We start from the raw sequence: 20,809 nt of genomic DNA, 5'->3' as shown, positions 1-20,809 counted from the left end.
TAACAAAGATGCTACTCGAACGGTTGACGCTCCTAACGTCGCTCTAAGCATATCGCTTGTCGTTGACGCGTAGTGTATCTAAGAGTTGCTACGCCGCAAGCTTTACACCAGTTATTCAGATGGGAAACCCACAAGACCACACTTGCTCACCACTAACCACTGACAACTAACCACTAACCACTAACCACTGACCACTGACAACTAACAAAAACTATGGATAAAGAATTAGAAATCCAGATGCAGTTTCTGGAAGAAGCAACAGATTACCTCAATACCTTAGAAACAGTATTGCTGGAACTTGATGCTAGTAACCACATCGATTTAGATAAAATCAACGCCGCCCTGCGAGCTGCTCATTCCATCAAAGGTGGCGCGGCGATGATGGGATTTCGATCGCTCAGTGATTTAGCTCACCGTTTAGAAGATTCACTGAAAGTCTTTAAAACCAGCAAAAATTCTTTAGATATTGATACACAATTACAAAGCTTGCTGCTGTCTGCGGTGGACTGGTTGCGTCAGATAGTTGAATTACTATCAGAAGGAAATGCTATAGAAGAAGAGTGGTTAGTAACTTTTTGTTATCCAGTTTTTGACGAACTGCACGATCGCTTGGGCGACCCCACCCCAGAGGACGCTACAACCATGCTATCGCCAGAAGATGGGCAAGACATTATCCCCTTACTGTTTGAGACAGAAGTAGAAGGATGTTTGCAGCGGCTAGAATCTGTATTGGCAGATAGCGCCCAGCCATGTTTGCAAGAAGAAGTGGCAATTATGGCAGCCGAATTGGGTGGTTTGGGAGAAATGCTTCAGTTAACGGCTTTTACCCAACTTTGTGAATCGATCACCCGCCATATAGAAGCACCACCCTCCGATCGCGTTGCCGAAATTGCTCAATTAGCATTACAAGCATGGCGGCGATCGCAAGCTTTGGTGCTGACAAATCAACGAGATAATTTACCTACAGACATTGAGTTGAGTGCAGCTGCGATCGTTTCAGTAAGTGAGATTTCACCTGAGCCACTGTCAAAAGCAGAAGCGATCGCCCAGTTTCTCGCTACAGATGTAGCTGAAACAGAAATAGAAGTAGAAGTAGTAGCTGAGGACATGAATATTGCTGATGTCCCAGAACCAAATATATTATTTACTCCAGAAATTTCTCCCACAGATTACAAATTTGCTGAACCTAAAACAGAGACAGTTACTGTCAGCAAAGACCGTGAAGCACACGAAAATACCGTCCGAGTACCCAGTAAACAACTTGAGCAAATTAATGATTTATTTGGAGAACTAATTGTCCAGCGTAATGGGTTGAACTCCCAACTCGAAAAGTTACGCAAGCTTGTTCGTCATCTCAGCCAGCGAGTGCAAATTCTTGACCGAGAAAATCAAGAATTGCGTACAGCTTATGACAAGATTAGTACTCAAGCTGCGGCGATGCCAGATAGTGTAATTATCGTCGCTGACAAGCTAGAAAATGACGATCGCCAGCATACAGAATTTGATGCCTTAGAAATGGATCGCTATAACGAATTAAACCTGCGATCGCAGGAAGTTATGGAAACCATTGTTCAGGTACAGGAAGTCTCAACTGACATTCAATTAAGTGTTGATGATACAGATCAAATTGCTCGTAAGTTGAGCAAAACATCAAAACAGTTGCAGACAAAGCTAACTCACATTCGGATGCGTCCCCTTGCTGATTTAGTGGAGCGTTTTCCTAGAGCTTTGCGTGATTTGAATGTAGAGCATGGGAAAAATGTGCAATTGAAAGTTGAAGGTGGCAACACCTTAATTGAACGCAGCATTTTGGAAGCTTTGAATGATCCTTTAATGCATTTGCTCAGAAATGCCTTTGATCATGGTATCGAAGATGCTGTCACTCGTCATGCTCTGGGTAAACCAGAACAAGGATTAATCGAAATCAAAGCTATGCACCGTGGTAATCGCACAATTATTACTATGCGTGATGATGGTCGGGGGATTTCTTTAGAGAAAATTCGCTCCCGCGCCCTAGCGATGAAATTAGATGCTGCTTTAGTAGATAGTGCTAGTAATGAAGAACTGTTTTCCCTAATTTTTGAACCAGGGTTTAGCACCTCCGACCAAGTGACTGCATTATCTGGTCGAGGTGTCGGCATGGATGTCGTTCGTAATAACCTCAAACTAGTGCGAGGAGATATCACCGTTGATACAGAACCTGGCGTGGGTACTACCTTTACTCTATCAGTACCATTTACACTTTCCGTAGCCAGAGTTTTGCTAGTAGAAAGCAATAAAATGCTATTGGCATTTTCTACAGATGTCGTTGCAGAAATATTTTTACTGCAAAACGAGCGAGTTTTCTCAATAGCAGGTAGCGAAGTTCTCAATTGGCAAGGAACTATGCTGCCTTTAATTCGCCTAAACCGCTACTTTGAGTTTAATTGCCCACGCTACGACAGCCTAGAGCTGGAAACTCCCGCAGCTATTAATGCCAGCAGTGTATTAATAGTCAAAGGCAATAATCAGTCAGTAGCGATTCAAGTAGACCGTTGCTGGGGTGAACAAGAAGTTGCGATTCGTCAAGTTGAAGGAAATATACCTTTGCCTGAAGGCTTTAACAACTGCACAATTCTTGGTGATGGTCGAGTAGTGGCACTAGTGAATACTAATGAGTTGCTGTATTGGATTGCGACTAATCAACGCACTCCTAGAAACAATCAATTACCATCAGCCAGATTGAAAACACCATTTTTGTTTTTTGATGCCCAAAAACTACCAGCAACCCCTGCCAAACCGAAAGGCATGATTTTGATTGTAGATGACTCAATTAATGTGCGCCGTTTCTTAGCTTTGACCCTCGAAAAAGGAGGATATGAAGTAGAACAAGCGAAAGACGGTCAAGATGCCCTCGAAAAACTCGAAAGTGGCTTGAAAGTTGAGGCTGTGATTTGCGATATTGAAATGCCTCGCCTTGATGGCTATGGTTTCTTAGGTCGGATAAATTCCAATCTGAACATGAAAAAAATCCCAGTCGCCATGCTCACCTCTCGGAGTAGTAATAAACATCGGCAACTGGCGATGCAACTAGGGGCGCGAGCTTATTTCTCTAAACCGTATAACGAACAAGAATTACTCCGAACCTTGGAGGAAATCATTTGTAACGTAGCAGAAACAGCAAATTCTAATTGATTGTCAAAATTTAGCCAGGTGGCATTACATTCAAAGACGAAACCATCTTAATTCAAGTTGCACGTTTAAAATAGAGTACAGGGTTCATTGTGAGCAATGATAAATTTCCCTCAAAATCGTTGCCCCTCTCTATGTTTAAACGTTCATCTTTACGTAAATCCGGTGCAAAAAATATCAAGCAGCAGGTAGAAAAGCAGCCACTACTTCAATCCATTTTTGAGAAAGCTTATGATGCGATCGCTGTCACGGATGATCGAGGTACTTTCATAGAGGTAAATGCTGCTGCTTGTCAACTATTTGGTTTATCTCATACAGCACTAATCGGGCGAATTTTAGCTGATTTTACAGATACTGAGTTCGATTTTGCAAAAATCTGTTTTAACGTTCAAGCCGGGAGTCAACAGACGGGAAAATTTGATTTGTTACGTCCTGATGGCATTCTGCGAGAGGTGGAATACACCTTAACTCTGAATGTGGTTCCCCAGCGTCATTTGATGATTTTACGGGATATTACTGACCGCAAAAAAGCCGCAGAAGATGAATTATGGTGTCAACGGCAATGGGTTGAGTTGTTTTCGGAAGTTACCCTAAAAATTCGCCAATCTTTGCAGTTAAAAGAAATTCTGCGGGCCACAGTTACAGAAGTGCAGCGAATTTTGCAAGCAGATCGGGTACTAATTTACCAAGTTTTACCAGATGGTACAGGTAAAGCCATCAGCGAAGCTGTTTTGCCAAATTATCCTACCATTTTAGACTTGGAGTTTCCCGAAGAAGTGTTTCCTCAAGAGTATCAGAAACTATACGCCGAGGGACGCGTGCGGGCGATCACTGATGTTCATAATCCCGATAATGAATTAGCCCAGTGTTTAATCGAGTTTATCGACCAATTCGATATTAAATCCAAGCTGATTGTGCCGATTCTGCAAAACCTCAATTCTCATCAACAAAGCGAATCGAACTCCCAAAATCAACTTTGGGGATTATTGATTGCTCATCACTGCGATCGCCCCCGACAATGGGTAAATTTTGAGTTAGAAGTGATGCAACAATTGGCAGATCAAATTAGTATCGCTTTAGCCCAGGCGCAATTACTAGAAAATTTAGAAGAAATTGTTGAAGTTCGCACAGCTGAACTCAAAGATGTTAACCGCAATCTCCATCAAGAAATTAATGACCGAATGCAAGCAGAATCAGCCCTGCGGCGCAGTGAAGAACAATTGCGCTTAATTACTAATGCACTGCCAGTATTTATTGCCTACGTTGATGATCAACAACAATATCGCTTTAATAACAAAGCTTATGAAGATTGGTTAGGCAAGTCCCCAGCTAATATTCACGGTTGCCATATTCAACAAGTATGGGGAGAGGATTGCTATCAAAGAATGCAAATCCATGTAGAAGCAGCCCTATTAGGTCATATAGTAACTTATGAAAATGAAATAGTTTTGTGTGATGGCAATTCTCGTTCATTTAATATTACTTATATTCCCCATATCGATGAGCAAAAAATTGTCAAGGGATTCTTTTCTCTTGCCAGTGATATCAGCGATCGCAAAGCTATTGAACGCACCAAAGATGAGTTCATCTCTGTAGTCAGTCACGAACTGCGGACTCCCTTAACTTCTTTACACAGTGCCTTAAAAATTTTGGTGACAGGGCGATTGGGAACCCTCTCAACCGATGGACAGCAAATGCTAGAAATTGCCGATGAAAATACCGAACGATTAGTCCGTTTGGTCAATAACGTTCTAGATTTGCAGCGGATTGAGTTGGGCAAATTCACAATGGAAAAGCAAGTCTGTAAAGCGGCAGATTTCATGATTCAGGCAACTGAAGCTATGCAACCAATGGCGCAGCAACATGGAGTGACACTCGTAACCCAGCCTGTAGATATCCAAATTTGGGTAGATTCGGATTACATCGTCCAAGCACTCACCAACCTACTCAGTAATGCGATCAAATTTTCATTACCGGGCGGGACTGTTTGGTTAACAGCCGAATGTCAACAAGCATCTCAAGTGTTATTCTGCGTCCACGATCAAGGACAAGGAATTCCTCAGAGTAAACTCGAAACTATCTTTGAACGATTTCAACAAGTTGATTCGTCAGATTCACGCAAAAAAGGGGGAACAGGTTTAGGCTTGGCTATCTGCCGTAAAATTATTGAACAACATGAAGGTAAAATTTGGGCAGAAAGTATACTGGGGGAAGGCAGTTCCTTCTATTTCACATTGCCAAATTTGCCTGGATAAGAGACCGGTTTTTATGGCTACCAAACGGGTTTTAATCATTGATGACGAAGAAACCATTCAAACAGTGGTGCAGTTTGGCATCCGTATGACGGCGGGTTGGGATGTATTTACCGCCAGTTCCGCACCTAAAGGTATCCAAACTGCCCAAATCGAACAACCTGATGTCATTTTGCTAGATGTAATGATGCCCGATATGGATGGTATCGCTACTTTTAAAGCGCTCCAGTCCCATCCCGACACTAAACATATCCCAGTAATTTTTTTAACTGCCAAAGCACAGACATCAGAAAAACGGCAGTTTAACGATTTGGGCGTGAGTGGTGTGATTACCAAACCCTTTAACTCGCTGGATTTACCAGATCAAATTGCCAGAATTCTTCATTGGCAACTCCAATTATAGGGTTTATCGATTGTGTGCAATACACTCCAGTAAAGAAAAGGGGCTAAGAGTTAGAGAGCAGAGGAGCAGGGGAGCAGGGCAGGGCTGTTTCATTCCCTAAAAGGCGCTGATTTACAAGCGTTTCAAGCAAAAAAAACAGGTGACTAAAAAATCTGATTGGGCAAGAAAATGGTGAACGCACTTAAATTTGCTGGTTGAGGTGGTAGTTTTTCTTTTTCCCACTCAAGCAAATTTCTGATTCATACTCTTGACAAAATCTCTAAGAGATCGAATGAATCAGCCCTGGGGGAGCAGGGGAAGTAGAAGAACACCAACTGACCACTGACAACTGACAACTGACAACTGACCCGCGCAGCATAAATAAACTTCTCTGCCTACAAGAAGATGGGCTTTCAAGAGGTTTTGACTATACTGCTAAAACCTGTCTAAACTTGTGCATACAAGCAGGGATTTATGAAAATATTGGTTGTAGAAGATGATGAGTCACTAATTGCAATTTTGACAAAGAGCCTAGTGGCACATCAATATATCGTAGATACAGTTAAAGATGGTGAAATGGGTTGGACATACGGTTCAACTTTTGAGTATGACCTGATGGTGTTGGATATTATGTTGCCCAAATTGGATGGCATTAGTTTATGCCAACGCTTTCGGGCGGAAGGATACACCACGCCAATTCTTTTGCTCACAGCTCAAGATACCAGCACCACGAAAGTCAAGGGATTGGATGCAGGTGCAGATGATTATGTAGTTAAACCGTTTGATGGGTTGGAACTGATCGCCCGTATTCGAGCCTTGCTGCGTCGTAGCAGTGTTAACCCTTTCCCAATTCTGACTTGGGGAGATTTACTTTTGAACCCTAGCACTTGTGAAGTAACCTACAACGATCAACCCCTAATTCTCACAACTAAAGAATATCGTTTACTAGAACTTTTGCTTTGGGATAGCCAGCATGTGTTTAGTACTAACGAGATTTTAGATCGATTATGGTCTTCAGAAGAATTTCCGGCGGAGGCGACGGTACGCTCTCATATCCGGCGATTGCGTCATAAACTGGTAGCAGCAGGCGCTCCTGTGGATTTTATTGCTACAGTCAATGGACGGGGATATTACCTAAAAGCACCTGGACAAGAAACGAAACTCCGGGATAATTCTTCCGTGGAGATTCTGAAGGCAACGCACTCAACAATACTAGAGACTGTAAGCGATCGCTACCCCCAACAACAAGCACAATACCTCGCATTCCTCAATGAAACCTGGGTAGCCCATCGACCTAAAATTTTTAAACAATTGACAGTGCTATCTCAGGCTGTGAAAGACTTACAAGGTAATTCAGTTCACCCTCAACTTCAAGCAGAAACACAACAAATTACTCACAAACTCGTAGGAACTTTAGGAACCTTTGGGTTAACAAAGGCAATGCAAATAGTACGTCAACTGGAGCATTTGTTAAATCATCATGAACCGCTGCGATCGCAACATGCAGCACTGATGGAAACTTTAGTAAGTTGCTTACAACAAGAGATTCAAAATACAACTTCAATCCAGAAGTTACAGCTACCTGCTGAGCAATCACCGCTGTTGTTGATTGTAGATCAAGATCCTAGCTTGACTCATTCCTTAGTTACAGCAGCAACCAGTTATGGCCTCCGCACAGAGATCGCACCCACAATAGAAGTGGCCAAAGCCTGGTTAGCCTCTGAATTGATTACTGAATTTCCACTGGCAATTTTACTGCCAATTCCCTTAGTTTCATCTCAACCCCCAACACAGATTACAGACCTTTTGGAGTGGTTGCCAACTTTGAGGGAGCATCATCCCGAACTGCCGATTGTGGTAATGGGCGATCGCGCTGATTTGGCAGACCGTTTAGAAGTGGTGCGGCGGGGTGGAAAACTGTTTTTGGAAAGATCCATTGCTCCCGAACAAGCGATCACTGCTGTCATGCAACTGCTAAATAGTGCAGATATCGCAGCAAAGGTAATGATTGTGGATGATGATCAAGATTGGTTACGCACCCTGCCAAAACTACTCAATCCTTGGGGCTTTAAAGTTACCACCTTAGCAGATCCTCAGCAATTTTGGACAGTGTTGCAAGCTGTAATGCCCGATGTTCTGGTGTTAGATGTAAACATGCCTCAGATCAATGGATTTGAACTCTGTCAAATCGTGCGGAGTGATCCACGTTGGCGGCGTTTACCCGTTTTATTTTTGAGTGTGCTAACGGATGCAAAAACCCAGAATCAAGCTTTTAATGTAGGTGCAGATGACTACCTGTGCAAGCCAGTGAGCGCCGTAGACCTTGCCAACCGCATCCTCAATCGCCTCCAACGAGTGCGGAGTTGGGCAAGCTAAAGGTTTGGCAAACATATGGACTTCTTGCTCCTGCCGTATATATCAATACGGTTCAGTTAAGAAATTTATCCGTTGAGGCAGGCAGGGGGAGCAGGGGATGCAGGGGGGGCTTATTCCAAGCGTATTGCCCTATAAGCGCCAATTAAAGAGCTAATAAAAAAATTGCATAGCCGAACGCACCCAATGCAAACGCCCAAAAACGACTTTCTCGCTGTTCTGGTAGTTCTTCTTTAAGTACATTCAGTACAATACCTCCGGCTAAAAAGGCGAAAAGAACCGCAATAGCCGCCTGATGAATTTGTGTACCAATGCCAATTACCCAACCGAAAATTATTGCAGCTACTAACAACCATCGCCCAATTCGGTCATATACTTCTTTGTGGTTTTCGCGCAAACCATTATCGTTGACGACAAAATGTAGTGCCATTGCAAAGGAAAAGAACAATAAACTCTTGAAACCGGATTCTTCCCGATGTACCAGTAAATAACCAATTAAGGCATTATAAGCAGCAAAAGAAGCAATGTGTATCCAAAAAACGTCTAAAGAAGTAACATCTCCCTTGCCTGTTTTTTGATTGTGTTGGCGCGATTCATTCGCAAATCGCTCTAAGCCATAAAACACTGCTAAACCTAAAAGTGCCACCAAATAGACATGATGCTCTAAAAAAACAAATCCAATGTTCAAACTGTTTTGGAGTGTGACTTGGGCTTTGCTCAGTTCTGGCAAAATGTGGATGAATACATAAGCAACAGATACTCCACTGCCAAACGAGAGCCAACGACTACGCGGTTTAGCTTTAAGAAATCGTAGTTGACCTGAAAATAAATGTATGATAGCTAAGGCGATCGCACATATTCCAGTGTTCATGCTTTTCCCAATATCAAAGCCATAATAACTTTCTTAACAAACACTCCGATAAATTGCTGCTGTCTATAAACAAGTCCGTTGGCTCCTTCAAGTAGCCCGCAGTTATTGGGATGTTCACAACAACGCTAATTGTCCCGGTAGAAAATATTTTGATGCACACAAAACAGTGCCTAAATCTGCAAGAAAATCAACATCATACATTGGTTAAAAGTAATTAATATTACGGTACGACAATTATTTAATGCTGTTAGCGAAGTCGTATTTACCTCCACGTTCAAGGGCATGTTTGTAAGCAGGTCTTGCATGGATGCGCTCGATAAATTGCTTAAGCTTTGGTCGGTTCTCGATAAGTTCAGCTTGCATAGCAGCCATTTCTAAAGGAAAGCTCATTTAGATATCGGCAGCAGTAAATTCTTCGCCTACAAACCACGTACTTTTTGAGAGTTCGGCTTCTATGTAATCAAAGTGAAGCTTGATCTGAGGAGTGATGAATGCATCCTTCGCGCCGCTGTCCCCTGTTTCAAAATGGTCGAAGACTAAATTCATCACCAGCGGTGGCATTGCAGAACCTTCAGCGTAATGTAGCCAGTATGTATAGCGCAAACGCTCCGGTGTACCAGATGCCGGAACTAGCCGACCACTGCCGTAGCGCTCGACTATGTATTCGATGATAGCGCCGGATTCAGTGAGGGTCAGCTCTGCATCTGTGATTGTCGGTGACTTACCAAGAGGATGGACTTGGCGCAGTGACTCTGGTGCCAACATCGTCTGATGATCGCGTTCATAGTACTTAATCTCGTATTCGACACCTAATTCTTCAAGCAGCCACAGCACGCGCTGCGATCGCGAATTATTGAGATGATGAACAACAAGCATAAAATGTTCCTCTTTTGGCTGCTTAATCTTTAACTATATTATTAGACATACTTTTTTAGCCTAACTCCTTTTGGGTTAGTTCGTAGAAAAGAAAGCTACAAATAGGCTTTTCTACAGTCTATTTGTAGCTAATTTAAAAGTGAAACGATATTATTTATCTACGCACCACTACTAAAGTTCCCACAGAAGACCAATTGTATAGTTGGCGCGCCTGTTTGACTGGCAAATTTACGCAACCACGACTAACGGGAATCCCAAACCGATTATGCCAGTAAGCGCCATGAATGGCATAGCCTCTATGGAAATACATGGCGTAAGGAACATCAGGAATGTCGTAGCCTCTGCCTCGCATTCTGTTAGTGCGATACTTAGAATTAATCAAAAACTTTCCTGTGGGTGTAGGAGTCGAGCGCTTTCCTGTGGAAATTCGGAATGAATACACTAGTTTTTTACCTTCCCATGCACGTAAGCGTTGCTCAGACAAGTCAATTTCAATCCGGCGAGGCAAAGATGCCATCCGAGCATCAGATATGGTAATACTTTTGTTATTGACTGATGCAGCTCTAGCCGCAGAAGAACTGGGGTCAGCCGTAGTTGGTAGCGACCAAGAAACTAAAGTCGCCATCATCAACACTACACCTGTACAGAAAGTTCCTGAGCAACGTATCCAACTTTGCATGTTGCATCACCTTCTATAATTTAGTTTGCTCGTTTGGCAAATGGAAAGAAGTTTAAAGTTTGCCCTCTTCCATAGCTATTAATCTTGTCTGTTCAAAATGCACTGCAAAAGCACATCTGCTAATAAAAAGTTGCCAGTTTGAAAACTACAAATTTTCTGGAACGGCTCCCAAGTTTTTCACACGAATGTTTCCCAAGACAAGTCTCATGTGATTGTTTGCATTTGCTCACTTGCAGATTTGGCTGTGATTGGCATTCGCTCCTAATTGCTATGGTAATAGAGATTGTGACTTGGTCTATCTGACCAAGAAATGCAGTGTGACTCTATTTGTTGAGACTTGGGTGTGGTTTTTTAGGAAGTTCTGCCGCACCTGTGACATTGTGACTTGTAATTTCAAACAGGATTTGTCAGGATTTACGCTTATTTATTCGGGGTAAAGAGTATGAGTTCCCACTTCTATTTTTTATTTCAAGTTCAGTTATTCTAATTCCGGAAAATCCCGCAACAAATTTCAATAAAATCTTCAATTGTCTTGATTTTTAGTTATTTATAATTTCTCTTAAATTGCTTTTTGTAGGGCAAAAAAATAATCTCATAATTCGGTTTTTTATAGTACAGGACTTACGCAAACATATCTCAAACTCTCATTCCTCAGTGCCCTCTGTCTTGAAAAGTTTGTTACGGAGGGAAACCCTCCGACGCTCGTGGACTCGCTCTAAGCGTAGCTATGCCGCAGGCTTTACGCTGCGCTATGACAACTTTTCGCTGTGCCTCTGCGGTAGCCTGCGGCAAGCCACTAGCGTGTCTATGTTATTCCGTAAATAGTGCGTAAGTCCTATAGTAAATAAACCACTTTTTCAACTTTCATTCGTTTATGGAAAAACTTTCCATTTTGAGTAGGTCTGTATTCGGATAAAAAACAATGCTACTCTCTTCATCATTGCTTTATCTATATAAAGCAGGGATAAATTTTTGAGGCACCAAAATTTTTACATTGCTTTTTCAGCGCTAGTCACTTATTTTAAGTACTGAGATCTCAGCAATTTAACTGATAGATTATTGCTGTTTAGTATAGTTTTGTTAAGAAAAGTTTCGTCTCCAAGTTCAGAAAAATCCACGAGTTTAATTAGTAACTTTAAAATTGATTGCGTTAATTCACCGAGTAATTGCTAATAAAAGTCCGATTTTTGTCAAAAGCAATGATATCAGCGTTAATTATTTTTCTAAAAATTAAAAATTGGAATCACCGTAATGGAAAACACTCAAACACTACAATTGCTTAACAAACAAAACTATAAAAACCGTTTGGTATTTATTGACTGGCGGTTATAACGGCAGTAATGCATTTGTTGATGGTTATGTGCAACTAGTACAAGGAAGTACTGTTAACAGTACGATTGTGCAAATTGACCGTGATGGTCTTATAGGTTCAGCAACTTTTCGACCATTTATTCAGTTAGATAATAATGTTGCCCCCCAGATGATGAATAATATTAATAATTTTGTGTTCTAATTTAGTCTCTTCAAAGCTTGTTTAATTGATAGCTTGAAAGCCAATTGCATTAATTATTTGAATCAGCAACTTTAGCAATGTATGGAGTAATGATGGCTAAACCCTACTTGGTAAAAGATATTAATCCTGGCTCTAATGATTCCACTCCTAAGACTTACAGGAACTCTTCGCCAGAACTAACTAACGTCAATGGCACTCTATACTTCGCTGCCAATGATGGCATTCGCGGGAATGAGGTATGGAAGAGTGATGGTACTGAGGCTGGCACTGTTCTGCTTAAAGATATCTATCCTGGTGGTACGACTGATAATTATTTTTACGGGTTTGGTTACAATTTCACCAACGTCAATGGCACCCTCTATTTCGCAGCTGAAGATGGTACTCTCAATAGAAAATTGTGGAAGAGCGATGGCACTGAAGCTGGCACTGTTTTAGTTGGAGACTTTAGTTATGATGCTCTTAGTGAATATGGTTTTGCCCTGCTGACAAACGTTAACGGCAACCTCTATTTCACTGCTTCTAGGAATAGTAGGACAGTAGAATTGTGGAAAAGCGACGGGACTCAAGAAGGTACTGTTTTAGTCAAAGACTTTCAGCTTGACGGTAGATACAATAGTATTCAATCCATAATCAATGCTAATGGCATCGTCTATTTTAATATTTATAATCTAGATGTATTCACTTACAAGTTATGGAAAAGTGATGGCACTGAGGCTGGCACTGTTTTAGTCAAAGATATCAGTCCACCGTTTGGATTTTTATCGGATAACCGTGTCCTACCAACTAACATCGGTAGTATTCTCTATTTCAATGCTTACGACAACACTTTTGGTTATGAATTGTGGAAGAGTGATGGCACTGAGGCTGGTACTGTTCTAGTCAAAGATATTAAACCTGGGTCTGAAGAGAACAACTTTGAGTCTGCTGGCTCCAATCCCTCTGAGTTGACTAATATCAACGGCACTTTGTACTTCTTTGCTGATGATGGTACCCGCGGTAGAGAATTGTGGAAAAGTGATGGCACAGAGAATGGAACCGTCTTAGTTAAAGATATTAACTCTGGGTCTGGTAGTTCCACTCCCTTTAACTTGACCATTATCAACAATATTTTCTACTTTTATGCTGACGACGGCATTCATGGTAATGAGTTGTGGAAGAGCGATGGCACAGAAGCAGGCACTGTCTTAGTTAAAGACATCAATTCTGGGTCTGGTAATTCTGCTTCTTCTGTCAACAACGCTTTGCCCAGTTTAACTAACGTCAATGGCATTCTTTACTTCATTGCTAACGATGGTATCCACGGTAGAGAGTTGTGGAAAAGCGATGGCACAGAAGCAGGCACTGTTTTAGTAGAAGATATCGTTCTTGGGTCTGGTGATTCTAATCCTTCTGACCTAACCAACGTCGATGGTATTCTTTATTTCTATGCTAACGATGGTATCCACGGTAAAGAACTATGGGCGGTAAACACTAACCCCCCTGTAGTCAGCCCCATAGTTAGCATTACTGCTATCGATGCCTACGCTGCTGAAGCTGGTAACATTCCAGGTATTTTCCGTATTAGTCGTACTGGCGATACTAGTACTGCGTTGACTGTTAAATATAATATTGATGGCACTGCCGGCAACAAGAGCGACTACAGCCAACTCAACGCTACTATCACCATTGATGTAGGTCAATCCTTTGCAGATATAACTATTGCCCCACTAGATGATATTCTCAGAGAAGGTAATGAAACTGTCACCCTCACGCTGTTTAATCAGTCTTACTACGCTACAGATACCTCTAAGACCACTGCCACCGTTGTAATTGCCGATAACGCCAGTACCGCACGAGTACCAACTCAACTATATCTAGTAAAAAACATTTATCCTGGTAATAATAATGACTACTATACGGAACCATCTAACCTAACAAACGTCAACGGCACATTGTACTTCACTGCTGATGACGGCATAAATGGTAGAGAATTGTGGAAAAGCGATGGAACTCAAGAAAGCACTGTTCTGTTTAAAGATATTATTCCTGGGTCTGGTAGCTCCGAACCCGAAAATCTGATAAACGTCAACGACACACTATATTTCGCTGTTAACTTTACAGAGTTGTGGAAAAGCGATGGCACAAAGAATGGTACTGTCCTGGTTAAAGATATATTTTCTGGGTTTAATAATTCTCAACTCTATAATCTGAGAAACATCAATAACACACTATACTTCACCACTTATGACAGTATCAACGGTGATGAGTTGTGGAAGAGTGATGGCACAGCAGAGGGTACTGTTCTGGTTGAAGATCCTGGGTCTATTGATTTCGGTTCGTCTGAGATGATTAATATCAACGGCACCCGCTACTTTATTCAAGATGATAGCATCCACGGTAGAGAGTTGTGGAAAAGCGATGGCACTCAAGAAAGCACTGTTTTAGTTAAAGATATCAACCCTGGTGTTGGTGATTCTTTTCCTAATTTAGATTCTAATGGCGATAATATTCTCTCTTACTTTGAACCCCATTTGACTAACGTTAACGGCATCCTCTATTTCTTTGCTGACGACGGTACTCACGGTGGAGAACTGTGGAAAAGTGATGGTACTGAAAATGGTACTGTCTTGGTCAAAGATATTAATGCCGGGTCTAGAGGTTCAGTTCCCTCCTTTAATTCAAACCTCAACATATTTGAACCCGAACCAACCAACGTTAACGGCATCCTCTATTTCCTTGCTGACGACGGTATCCACGGTGGAGAGTTGTGGGCAAGTGATGGTACTCCAGAAGGTACTGTCTTGGTCAAAGACAGCATACCTGGGGCTGGTGGTGGTTTATATCCCTCTCAATTGACTAACGTTGACGGCATCCTTTATTTTACAGCTGACGATGGTATCAACGGTAGAGAGTTATGGGCATTGAATACCAATCCTACCGCCATCAACTCTACAGTCACTATTAGCGCTATTGATACCAATGCTATTGAAGATGGCAACTCCCCAGCCAGTTTCCGCATTAATCGCACTGGTGATACTGATATTGCCTTAGCTGTAAAATATACTATTGACGGTACAGCCAGCAACGGCAGCGACTACACCCAACTTACTGGTATTGCCAGTCTCGCTGTTGGTCAATCTTTTGCAGATATCACAATCACTCCAGTAGATGATGGTTTGGTAGAGGGTAGCGAAACTGTTACTCTAACTCTCGCTACTGGAATTGACTATGACTTAGATACGTCTAACACTTTTGCCACTGCTACAATCAGCGACTCCATCAATATTATTAACGGTGGTAATAATCGTGACCCATTAACTGGTACTGAGGGGAGCGACAAAATCGTAGGTGGTACTGGTAGCAAAACAATCACAGGTGGCGCTGGGAATGACGAATTTGTCTACACCAATATTCGAGAAGTCGGTCATCGCATCGCTGATTTTACTGTTGGTAGCGACAAAATCGTTTTAACTGAACTGCTCGATAGCCTAGCGAATGGTGATTATAACGGCAGCAATGCTTTTACTGATGGTTATGTGCGACTGCTACAAGGTAGCACCACTAACAGTACTATTCTCCAAATTGACCGTGATAGTTTCAACGGTTCGGCAGTTTTTAGACCATTTATTCAGTTAGACAATGTTACCCCACAAACGATGAATAATATTAATAACTTCGTGTTCTAGCTTAATATTTTCAAAGTTTTTTTTAATTAATAGCTTCAAAGCCAATTGCATCAATTGTTTGAATCAGCAACTTTAGCAATGTATGGAGGAATTATGGCTAAACCCTATTTGGTGAATGACATCAACCCTGGATTTGATGGTTCTAATATCTTTTACCTAACAAACGTCAATAGTACTGTTTACTTTTTTACTTCTTTTAGTTTAGAAGATGATGCCTACGAGGACTATGTAGGTATTCGCTTATGGACGAGCGATGGCACAAAGCCTGGCACCATAGCGCTCAAGGACATCTCTCCGGTGTCTGTCTTTAATACTGAACCCCAAGGACTGACAAACTTTAACGGAATTTTTTACTTCTTGACTGACGGTTATACATTGTGGAGAAGTGATGGAACTCCAGAAGGTACAGTAAATGTAGCCAATTTTACTGGCAATCGCTATACTCCTCCTACATTACTGGCAAATATCAACGGCACTCTCTATTTCTCTGTTCTTAAAACGACGGGTGATTACGAGGAAGAGTACCATTATGACTTGTGGAAGAGTGATGGTACTACTGCGGGTACTTTCCGAGTCAAAGAACTTGATAATTTTGTTGGTATTGGTTCATCAACAAATGTCAACGGTATACTTTATTTCACTACTTATGATAATGTTTTTTACCAGTTCAACAACACTGAGCAAATTACGTTGTGGAAAAGCGATGGTACCGAAGAAGGCACTGTCCCATTAAAAGAATTCAGGGGCGGCTATGATGATGACGGTAACAACTATATAGATATACATAACCTGACAAATGTTAATAGTATTTTCTATTTCACTTATGCAGATGAGTTATGGAAAAGCGATGGTATGCAGGAGGGCACTGTCAAAGTCAAAGACATCGCAACCTCATATCTGAGAAATATCAACGGCACTCTCTATTTCGTGGCTGAGGGCGATTATGAGTTGTGGAAAAGCGATGGTACTGAAGAGGGTACTGTCCTGATTAAAGATATTAAGCCAGGGACGCTCGGCAGTTTTGTTAGTGGCAACAGTATACTCGATGTAATTAACATCGGTGATATTCTCTATTTCTATGTCGATGATGGGACTCATGGTAGAGAATTATGGAAAAGTGATGGCACTACTGCTGGCACTGTTCTGGTTAAAGACATCAACTCAGGATCTGGTAGTTCCAAAATATCCGGTCTGACTAACGTCGATGGCATCCTCTATTTTATTGCTGACGATGGCATCCACGGTGGAGAGTTATGGAAAAGCGATGGCACTACTGCTGGTACTGTCTTGGTTAAAGACATCAAACGTGGGTCTGGGGGTTCTAATATATCTAGTCTGACTAACGTCAATGGTATTCTCTATTTCTCTGCTAACGACGGCATCTACGGTGGAGAATTGTGGACAAGTGATGGCACTACTGCTGGCACTGTCAGAGTAAAAGATATTAACCCAGGCTCTGGTGGTTCTTCTGGAGATAACTTTAAACTAATTAACGTCGATGGTGTTGTCTATTTTACTGCTGACGACGGCATCCACGGTTATGAATTGTGGGCTTTGAACACCAATACACCTGTAGCTAGTCCTATCGTTAGTATTACTGCCATTGATGCTAGCGCTGCTGAAGCTGGCAATGAACCAGCCGTCTTTCGTATTAGCCGCACTGGGGACACTAGCGCTTCTTTGACTGTAATATATAACGTTGATGGCACTGCGATTAACGGCAAAGACTACAATCGACTCACAGAAACTGTCACCATTACCGCAGGTCAGTCCTTTGTTGATATCACTATTACCCCATTAAGTGATACCTTTCCAGAAGGTAACAAAACTGTTAATGTTACCTTGTTTGATCAGTACTACCAGTACTATGCTGTAGATCCATCTGCCAAGGCTGCTAATGCTACAATTGCCGATGATACTAGTGCAGTGGTACTAACTGAACCCTACCTAGTAAAGGACATCTACCCAGGCCCTACTAGTTCATACAGCCCCTACTCCTACTTGACAAAAGTCAACGACATCCTCTATCTCAGCGCTAATGATGGTATTAATGGCACAGAGTTATGGAAGAGCGATGGAACGTTGGCAGGCACTGTCCTAGTCAAAGACATCGTTCCTGGGTTTAAGAGTTCTGATCCCAATATAATACAGATAAATATTGACGGCATCGTCTATTTCACTACTTATGACAGCAATTTTAAGTTGTGGAAGAGCGACGGCACAGAAGAAGGCACTGTCTTAGTTAAAGACTTTCCAAAGTCTAGCTCTGGCACATACGACCCAACAAACGTCAACGGTATACTCTATTTCACTACTTCTGAAAGCACTGGCAGCAGTTATGGTTATGGTCTATGGAAAAGTGATGGCACTAGTGCTGGTACTGTTAAGCTCAAAACCAGTAGCGAAAGCCAAACCTTCTATCCTCTGATTAGCGCTACGGATACCCTATATTTCACTTCTTATGACCAGACTTACGGTAGAGAGTTGTGGAAAACTGATGGCACTATTGCTGGGACTGTCCTAGTCAAAGATATTAACCCAGGCTCTGATAGTTCTCGTATCTTTATCAACTTGGTTAGCATTAATAACAGCCTTTATTTCAGTGCTGACGATGGCGTTCACGGTGAAGAGTTATGGAAGAGCGATGGTACAGAAGAAGGCACTGTCTTAGTTAAAGATATCAATCCTGGGTCTGCTGTCTCCTCCAATATCTCAACCTTGATTAACATTAACGGCATCCTTTATTTCAGTGCTGACGATGGTGTTCATGGTCAAGAGTTATGGAAAAGCGATGGTACTACTGCTGGCACTGTCCTAGTCAAAGATATCAATCCTGGTGGCATGTATGGTTTTGACTATAATTACTACTTTAGCTCTAATACCTATGTCAACGGCATTCTATATTTCTTTGCTAATTACATCAACGGTGCAGAGTTGTGGAAGAGCGATGGCACAGAAGCGGGCACTGTCCTAGTCAAAGACCTCAATTCTGGGACTGCTGCGACCGGGGTTAATGGCATCCTCTATTTCACTGATGGCGACACATTGTGGAAAAGTGATGGTACTGAAGAGGGTACTTTTATAGTTAAAGATATCAACCCTGAGAGTAGTAGGACTGATTATGATTACACGATTAATGATTTAGTCGATGTCAATGGCACTCTTTATTTCTCTGCTGAGGACGGCATTCACGGTCGAGAATTATGGAAAAGCGATGGTACTACAGAAGGCACTATTATAGTCGAAGACCTCAATCTTGGGGCTACTGGTTCTAATCCCCGTAATCTGACCTACCTTAACGACACCCTTTATTTCACTGCTGACGACGGCATCCACGGTAATGAGTTGTGGGCAATCAAAACCAGCGACGTGATTAATGGCGATGGTAGTCGTGACCCATTAACTGGTACTGAAGGGAGCGATCGCATTGTCGGTGGTACTGGTAGCAAAACAATTACAGGTGGTGCTGGGAATGACGAATTTGTCTACACTAATATTCGAGAAGTCGGTCATCGCATCACTGATTTTACTGTTGGTAGCGACAAAATCGTTTTAACTGAACTGCTCGATAGCCTAGCGAATGATGGTTATAGCGGCAGTAATGCTTTTGCTGATGGTTATGTGCGACTGGTACAAGGTAGCACTACTAACAGTACGATTCTCCAAATTGATCGTGATAGTTTCAAGGGTTCGGCAGTTTTCAGACCATTCATTCAGTTGGACAATGTTACTCCCCAGGCGATGAACAATATTAGTAACTTTGTGTTCTAGTTTGGTATCCTCAAAGTGCTTATACTTAGGGATACTCAATTGTAGTGTTTTCGAGATCAGCCAATTTTAATAATATAAGACCTATGCCAATTTCTCTCAAACATTCAATCTTGACCACGGGTACAGTCAGTTTATTGAGTCTGAGCAGTTTAGCATTTGCCACCCCCAGTTATGCTGTCAGTCTTGATTTGACAAGTTGGAACACAATTGGTGATGTTAACCCCATTGCATCAGGTCAAGTAACACTCAATTCAGGAACTGTAAATACAGTTTTTACTGGTGGTGGTACAGGTTCTCTAGAAGAGTTTTTAACTGTACCTGCTGGCAGTTTAGATCCTGATCCTGATAATTTCATTTTTTCTACTTTTGGTTCTGCAATCAAGACAACTTTTACAGGTATACAAGTTGGAGATGTCTTCAATTTTAATTGGGACTTCTCGACTAGCGATGCTGATAGTGTCTTTGTGACGATTAATAATTCAGTCATTCCGTTAGCTGCTAGCGGCAATGTTTTCAAATATTCCTTTACAAATGCAGGCAATTACAATGTCGGCATTGGTATTGTTGATGTAAATGATTCTATTGGTGGTTCTCAATTTACAGTCAGCAACGCTAATTTCGAGCCAGTTCCTGAACCATTGACTATTTTGGGTTCATTCACCGCCCTTGGTTTCGGGGTAGCTATGCGACGGCGTTTTGGCAAAAAAAATTCTGTCTGAAGCAAAAATATGCATCACTTTGGGGCGAGGAAGCGTTAAAAATCCAAATTGATTGGATTGAAGATATGTAAGAATATTTTGATTTTGCATAATTCTTCAATCCATCTCTGATACATCTAAGTGACATTGAGATGACTGAACAACAAATATTCCAAGAGCAAAAATATGCAACTTCATTATCGTGGCCAAAGCTACGAATATAACCCTGGGCAAACAGAACAAATATTACAAACAGATCGTAACCTGATTTACCGTGGGGCTTTCTATGGTGTTAATGGCAATATTAAATCGGCTAAAGTTTATTTAGCAACAACTGATAAATTAATTTATAGAGGAAATCATTGACTTTGTTTGTGAATAGAACTTCAAGCATATATTTTTTGGATTTTTTCAACAAAAATGGCTCGATTACCGAGTCATTTTTTTGTCTTGGGATTTGGGAACAGCAGGTTTATCAACTGCTACATGGAAATTTTGCAGTCCCTTAACCAACAACCCACCCCCAGATAGATAAAACTTTGTATGCTGAGTTTATGA

At 41.6% G+C, this 20,809-nt stretch carries 12 protein-coding genes; 9 read left to right on the top strand and 3 right to left on the bottom strand.

Annotated features, from left to right (window positions below):
• Window positions 1–213 precede the first annotated feature (213 nt).
• The 4 genes from I8751_RS01915 (at window position 214) to I8751_RS01900 (ending at window position 8,181) form a co-directional block, all read left to right on the top strand.
• Window positions 214–3,174, top strand: coding sequence for a hybrid sensor histidine kinase/response regulator (locus tag I8751_RS01915; protein ID WP_214437468.1), 2,961 nt, complete (start codon window positions 214–216; stop codon window positions 3,172–3,174).
• 131 nt (window positions 3,175–3,305) lie between these two features.
• Window positions 3,306–5,426, top strand: a complete 2,121-nt coding sequence (locus I8751_RS01910; RefSeq protein ID WP_214437467.1) for an ATP-binding protein — start codon at window positions 3,306–3,308, stop codon at window positions 5,424–5,426.
• A 13-nt stretch (window positions 5,427–5,439) separates the two neighbouring features.
• Window positions 5,440–5,826, top strand: a complete 387-nt coding sequence (locus I8751_RS01905; RefSeq protein WP_214437466.1) for a response regulator — start codon at window positions 5,440–5,442, stop codon at window positions 5,824–5,826.
• A gap of 453 nt (window positions 5,827–6,279) precedes the next feature.
• Window positions 6,280–8,181 (top strand): response regulator transcription factor, encoded by a 1,902-nt coding sequence (locus I8751_RS01900; protein ID WP_214437465.1) that lies wholly within the window; start codon window positions 6,280–6,282, stop codon window positions 8,179–8,181.
• 142 nt (window positions 8,182–8,323) lie between these two features.
• Here I8751_RS01900 and I8751_RS01895 read toward each other — a convergent pair whose 3' ends face one another.
• The 3 genes from I8751_RS01895 to I8751_RS01885 all read right to left on the bottom strand — a co-directional run bounded on the left by I8751_RS01895 (window position 8,324) and on the right by I8751_RS01885 (window position 10,604).
• Complete coding sequence (locus tag I8751_RS01895) at window positions 8,324–9,049, bottom strand: hypothetical protein (protein ID WP_214437464.1); 726 nt, start codon at window positions 9,047–9,049, stop codon at window positions 8,324–8,326.
• 390 nt (window positions 9,050–9,439) lie between these two features.
• Window positions 9,440–9,925, bottom strand: a complete 486-nt coding sequence (locus I8751_RS01890; RefSeq protein ID WP_225893903.1) for a glutathione S-transferase family protein — start codon at window positions 9,923–9,925, stop codon at window positions 9,440–9,442.
• 154 nt (window positions 9,926–10,079) lie between these two features.
• Window positions 10,080–10,604, bottom strand: coding sequence for a L,D-transpeptidase (locus tag I8751_RS01885; protein WP_214437463.1), 525 nt, complete (start codon window positions 10,602–10,604; stop codon window positions 10,080–10,082).
• A gap of 1,315 nt (window positions 10,605–11,919) precedes the next feature.
• On the opposite strand from I8751_RS01885, the gene I8751_RS01880 reads away from it, so the two are divergent.
• From I8751_RS01880 to I8751_RS01830, 5 genes are all read left to right on the top strand, one after another.
• Complete coding sequence (locus I8751_RS01880; RefSeq protein WP_214437462.1) at window positions 11,920–12,117, top strand: hypothetical protein; 198 nt, start codon at window positions 11,920–11,922, stop codon at window positions 12,115–12,117.
• An 89-nt stretch (window positions 12,118–12,206) separates the two neighbouring features.
• Entirely contained in the window at window positions 12,207–15,782 is a 3,576-nt protein-coding gene (locus I8751_RS29405; RefSeq protein WP_225893902.1) for an ELWxxDGT repeat protein, read from the top strand.
• A gap of 93 nt (window positions 15,783–15,875) precedes the next feature.
• Window positions 15,876–19,553 (top strand): ELWxxDGT repeat protein, encoded by a 3,678-nt coding sequence (locus I8751_RS01840; RefSeq protein WP_214437461.1) that lies wholly within the window; start codon window positions 15,876–15,878, stop codon window positions 19,551–19,553.
• 83 nt (window positions 19,554–19,636) lie between these two features.
• The gene (locus I8751_RS01835) at window positions 19,637–20,272 is read left to right on the top strand and encodes a PEP-CTERM sorting domain-containing protein (protein ID WP_214437460.1); all 636 of its coding nucleotides are present in this window, start codon (window positions 19,637–19,639) and stop codon (window positions 20,270–20,272) included.
• Between the two features lie 165 nt (window positions 20,273–20,437).
• Entirely contained in the window at window positions 20,438–20,617 is a 180-nt protein-coding gene (locus tag I8751_RS01830) for a DUF4278 domain-containing protein (protein ID WP_214437459.1), read from the top strand.
• Window positions 20,618–20,809: the final 192 nt, after the last annotated feature.

Origin of the sequence: Atlanticothrix silvestris CENA357, assembly GCF_016056295.1 — a bacterium.
GTDB lineage: Bacteria > Cyanobacteriota > Cyanobacteriia > Cyanobacteriales > Nostocaceae > Atlanticothrix > Atlanticothrix silvestris.
Note: the sequence above shows the minus strand (reverse complement) of the source record. Positions and strands in the feature narration are given on the sequence as shown.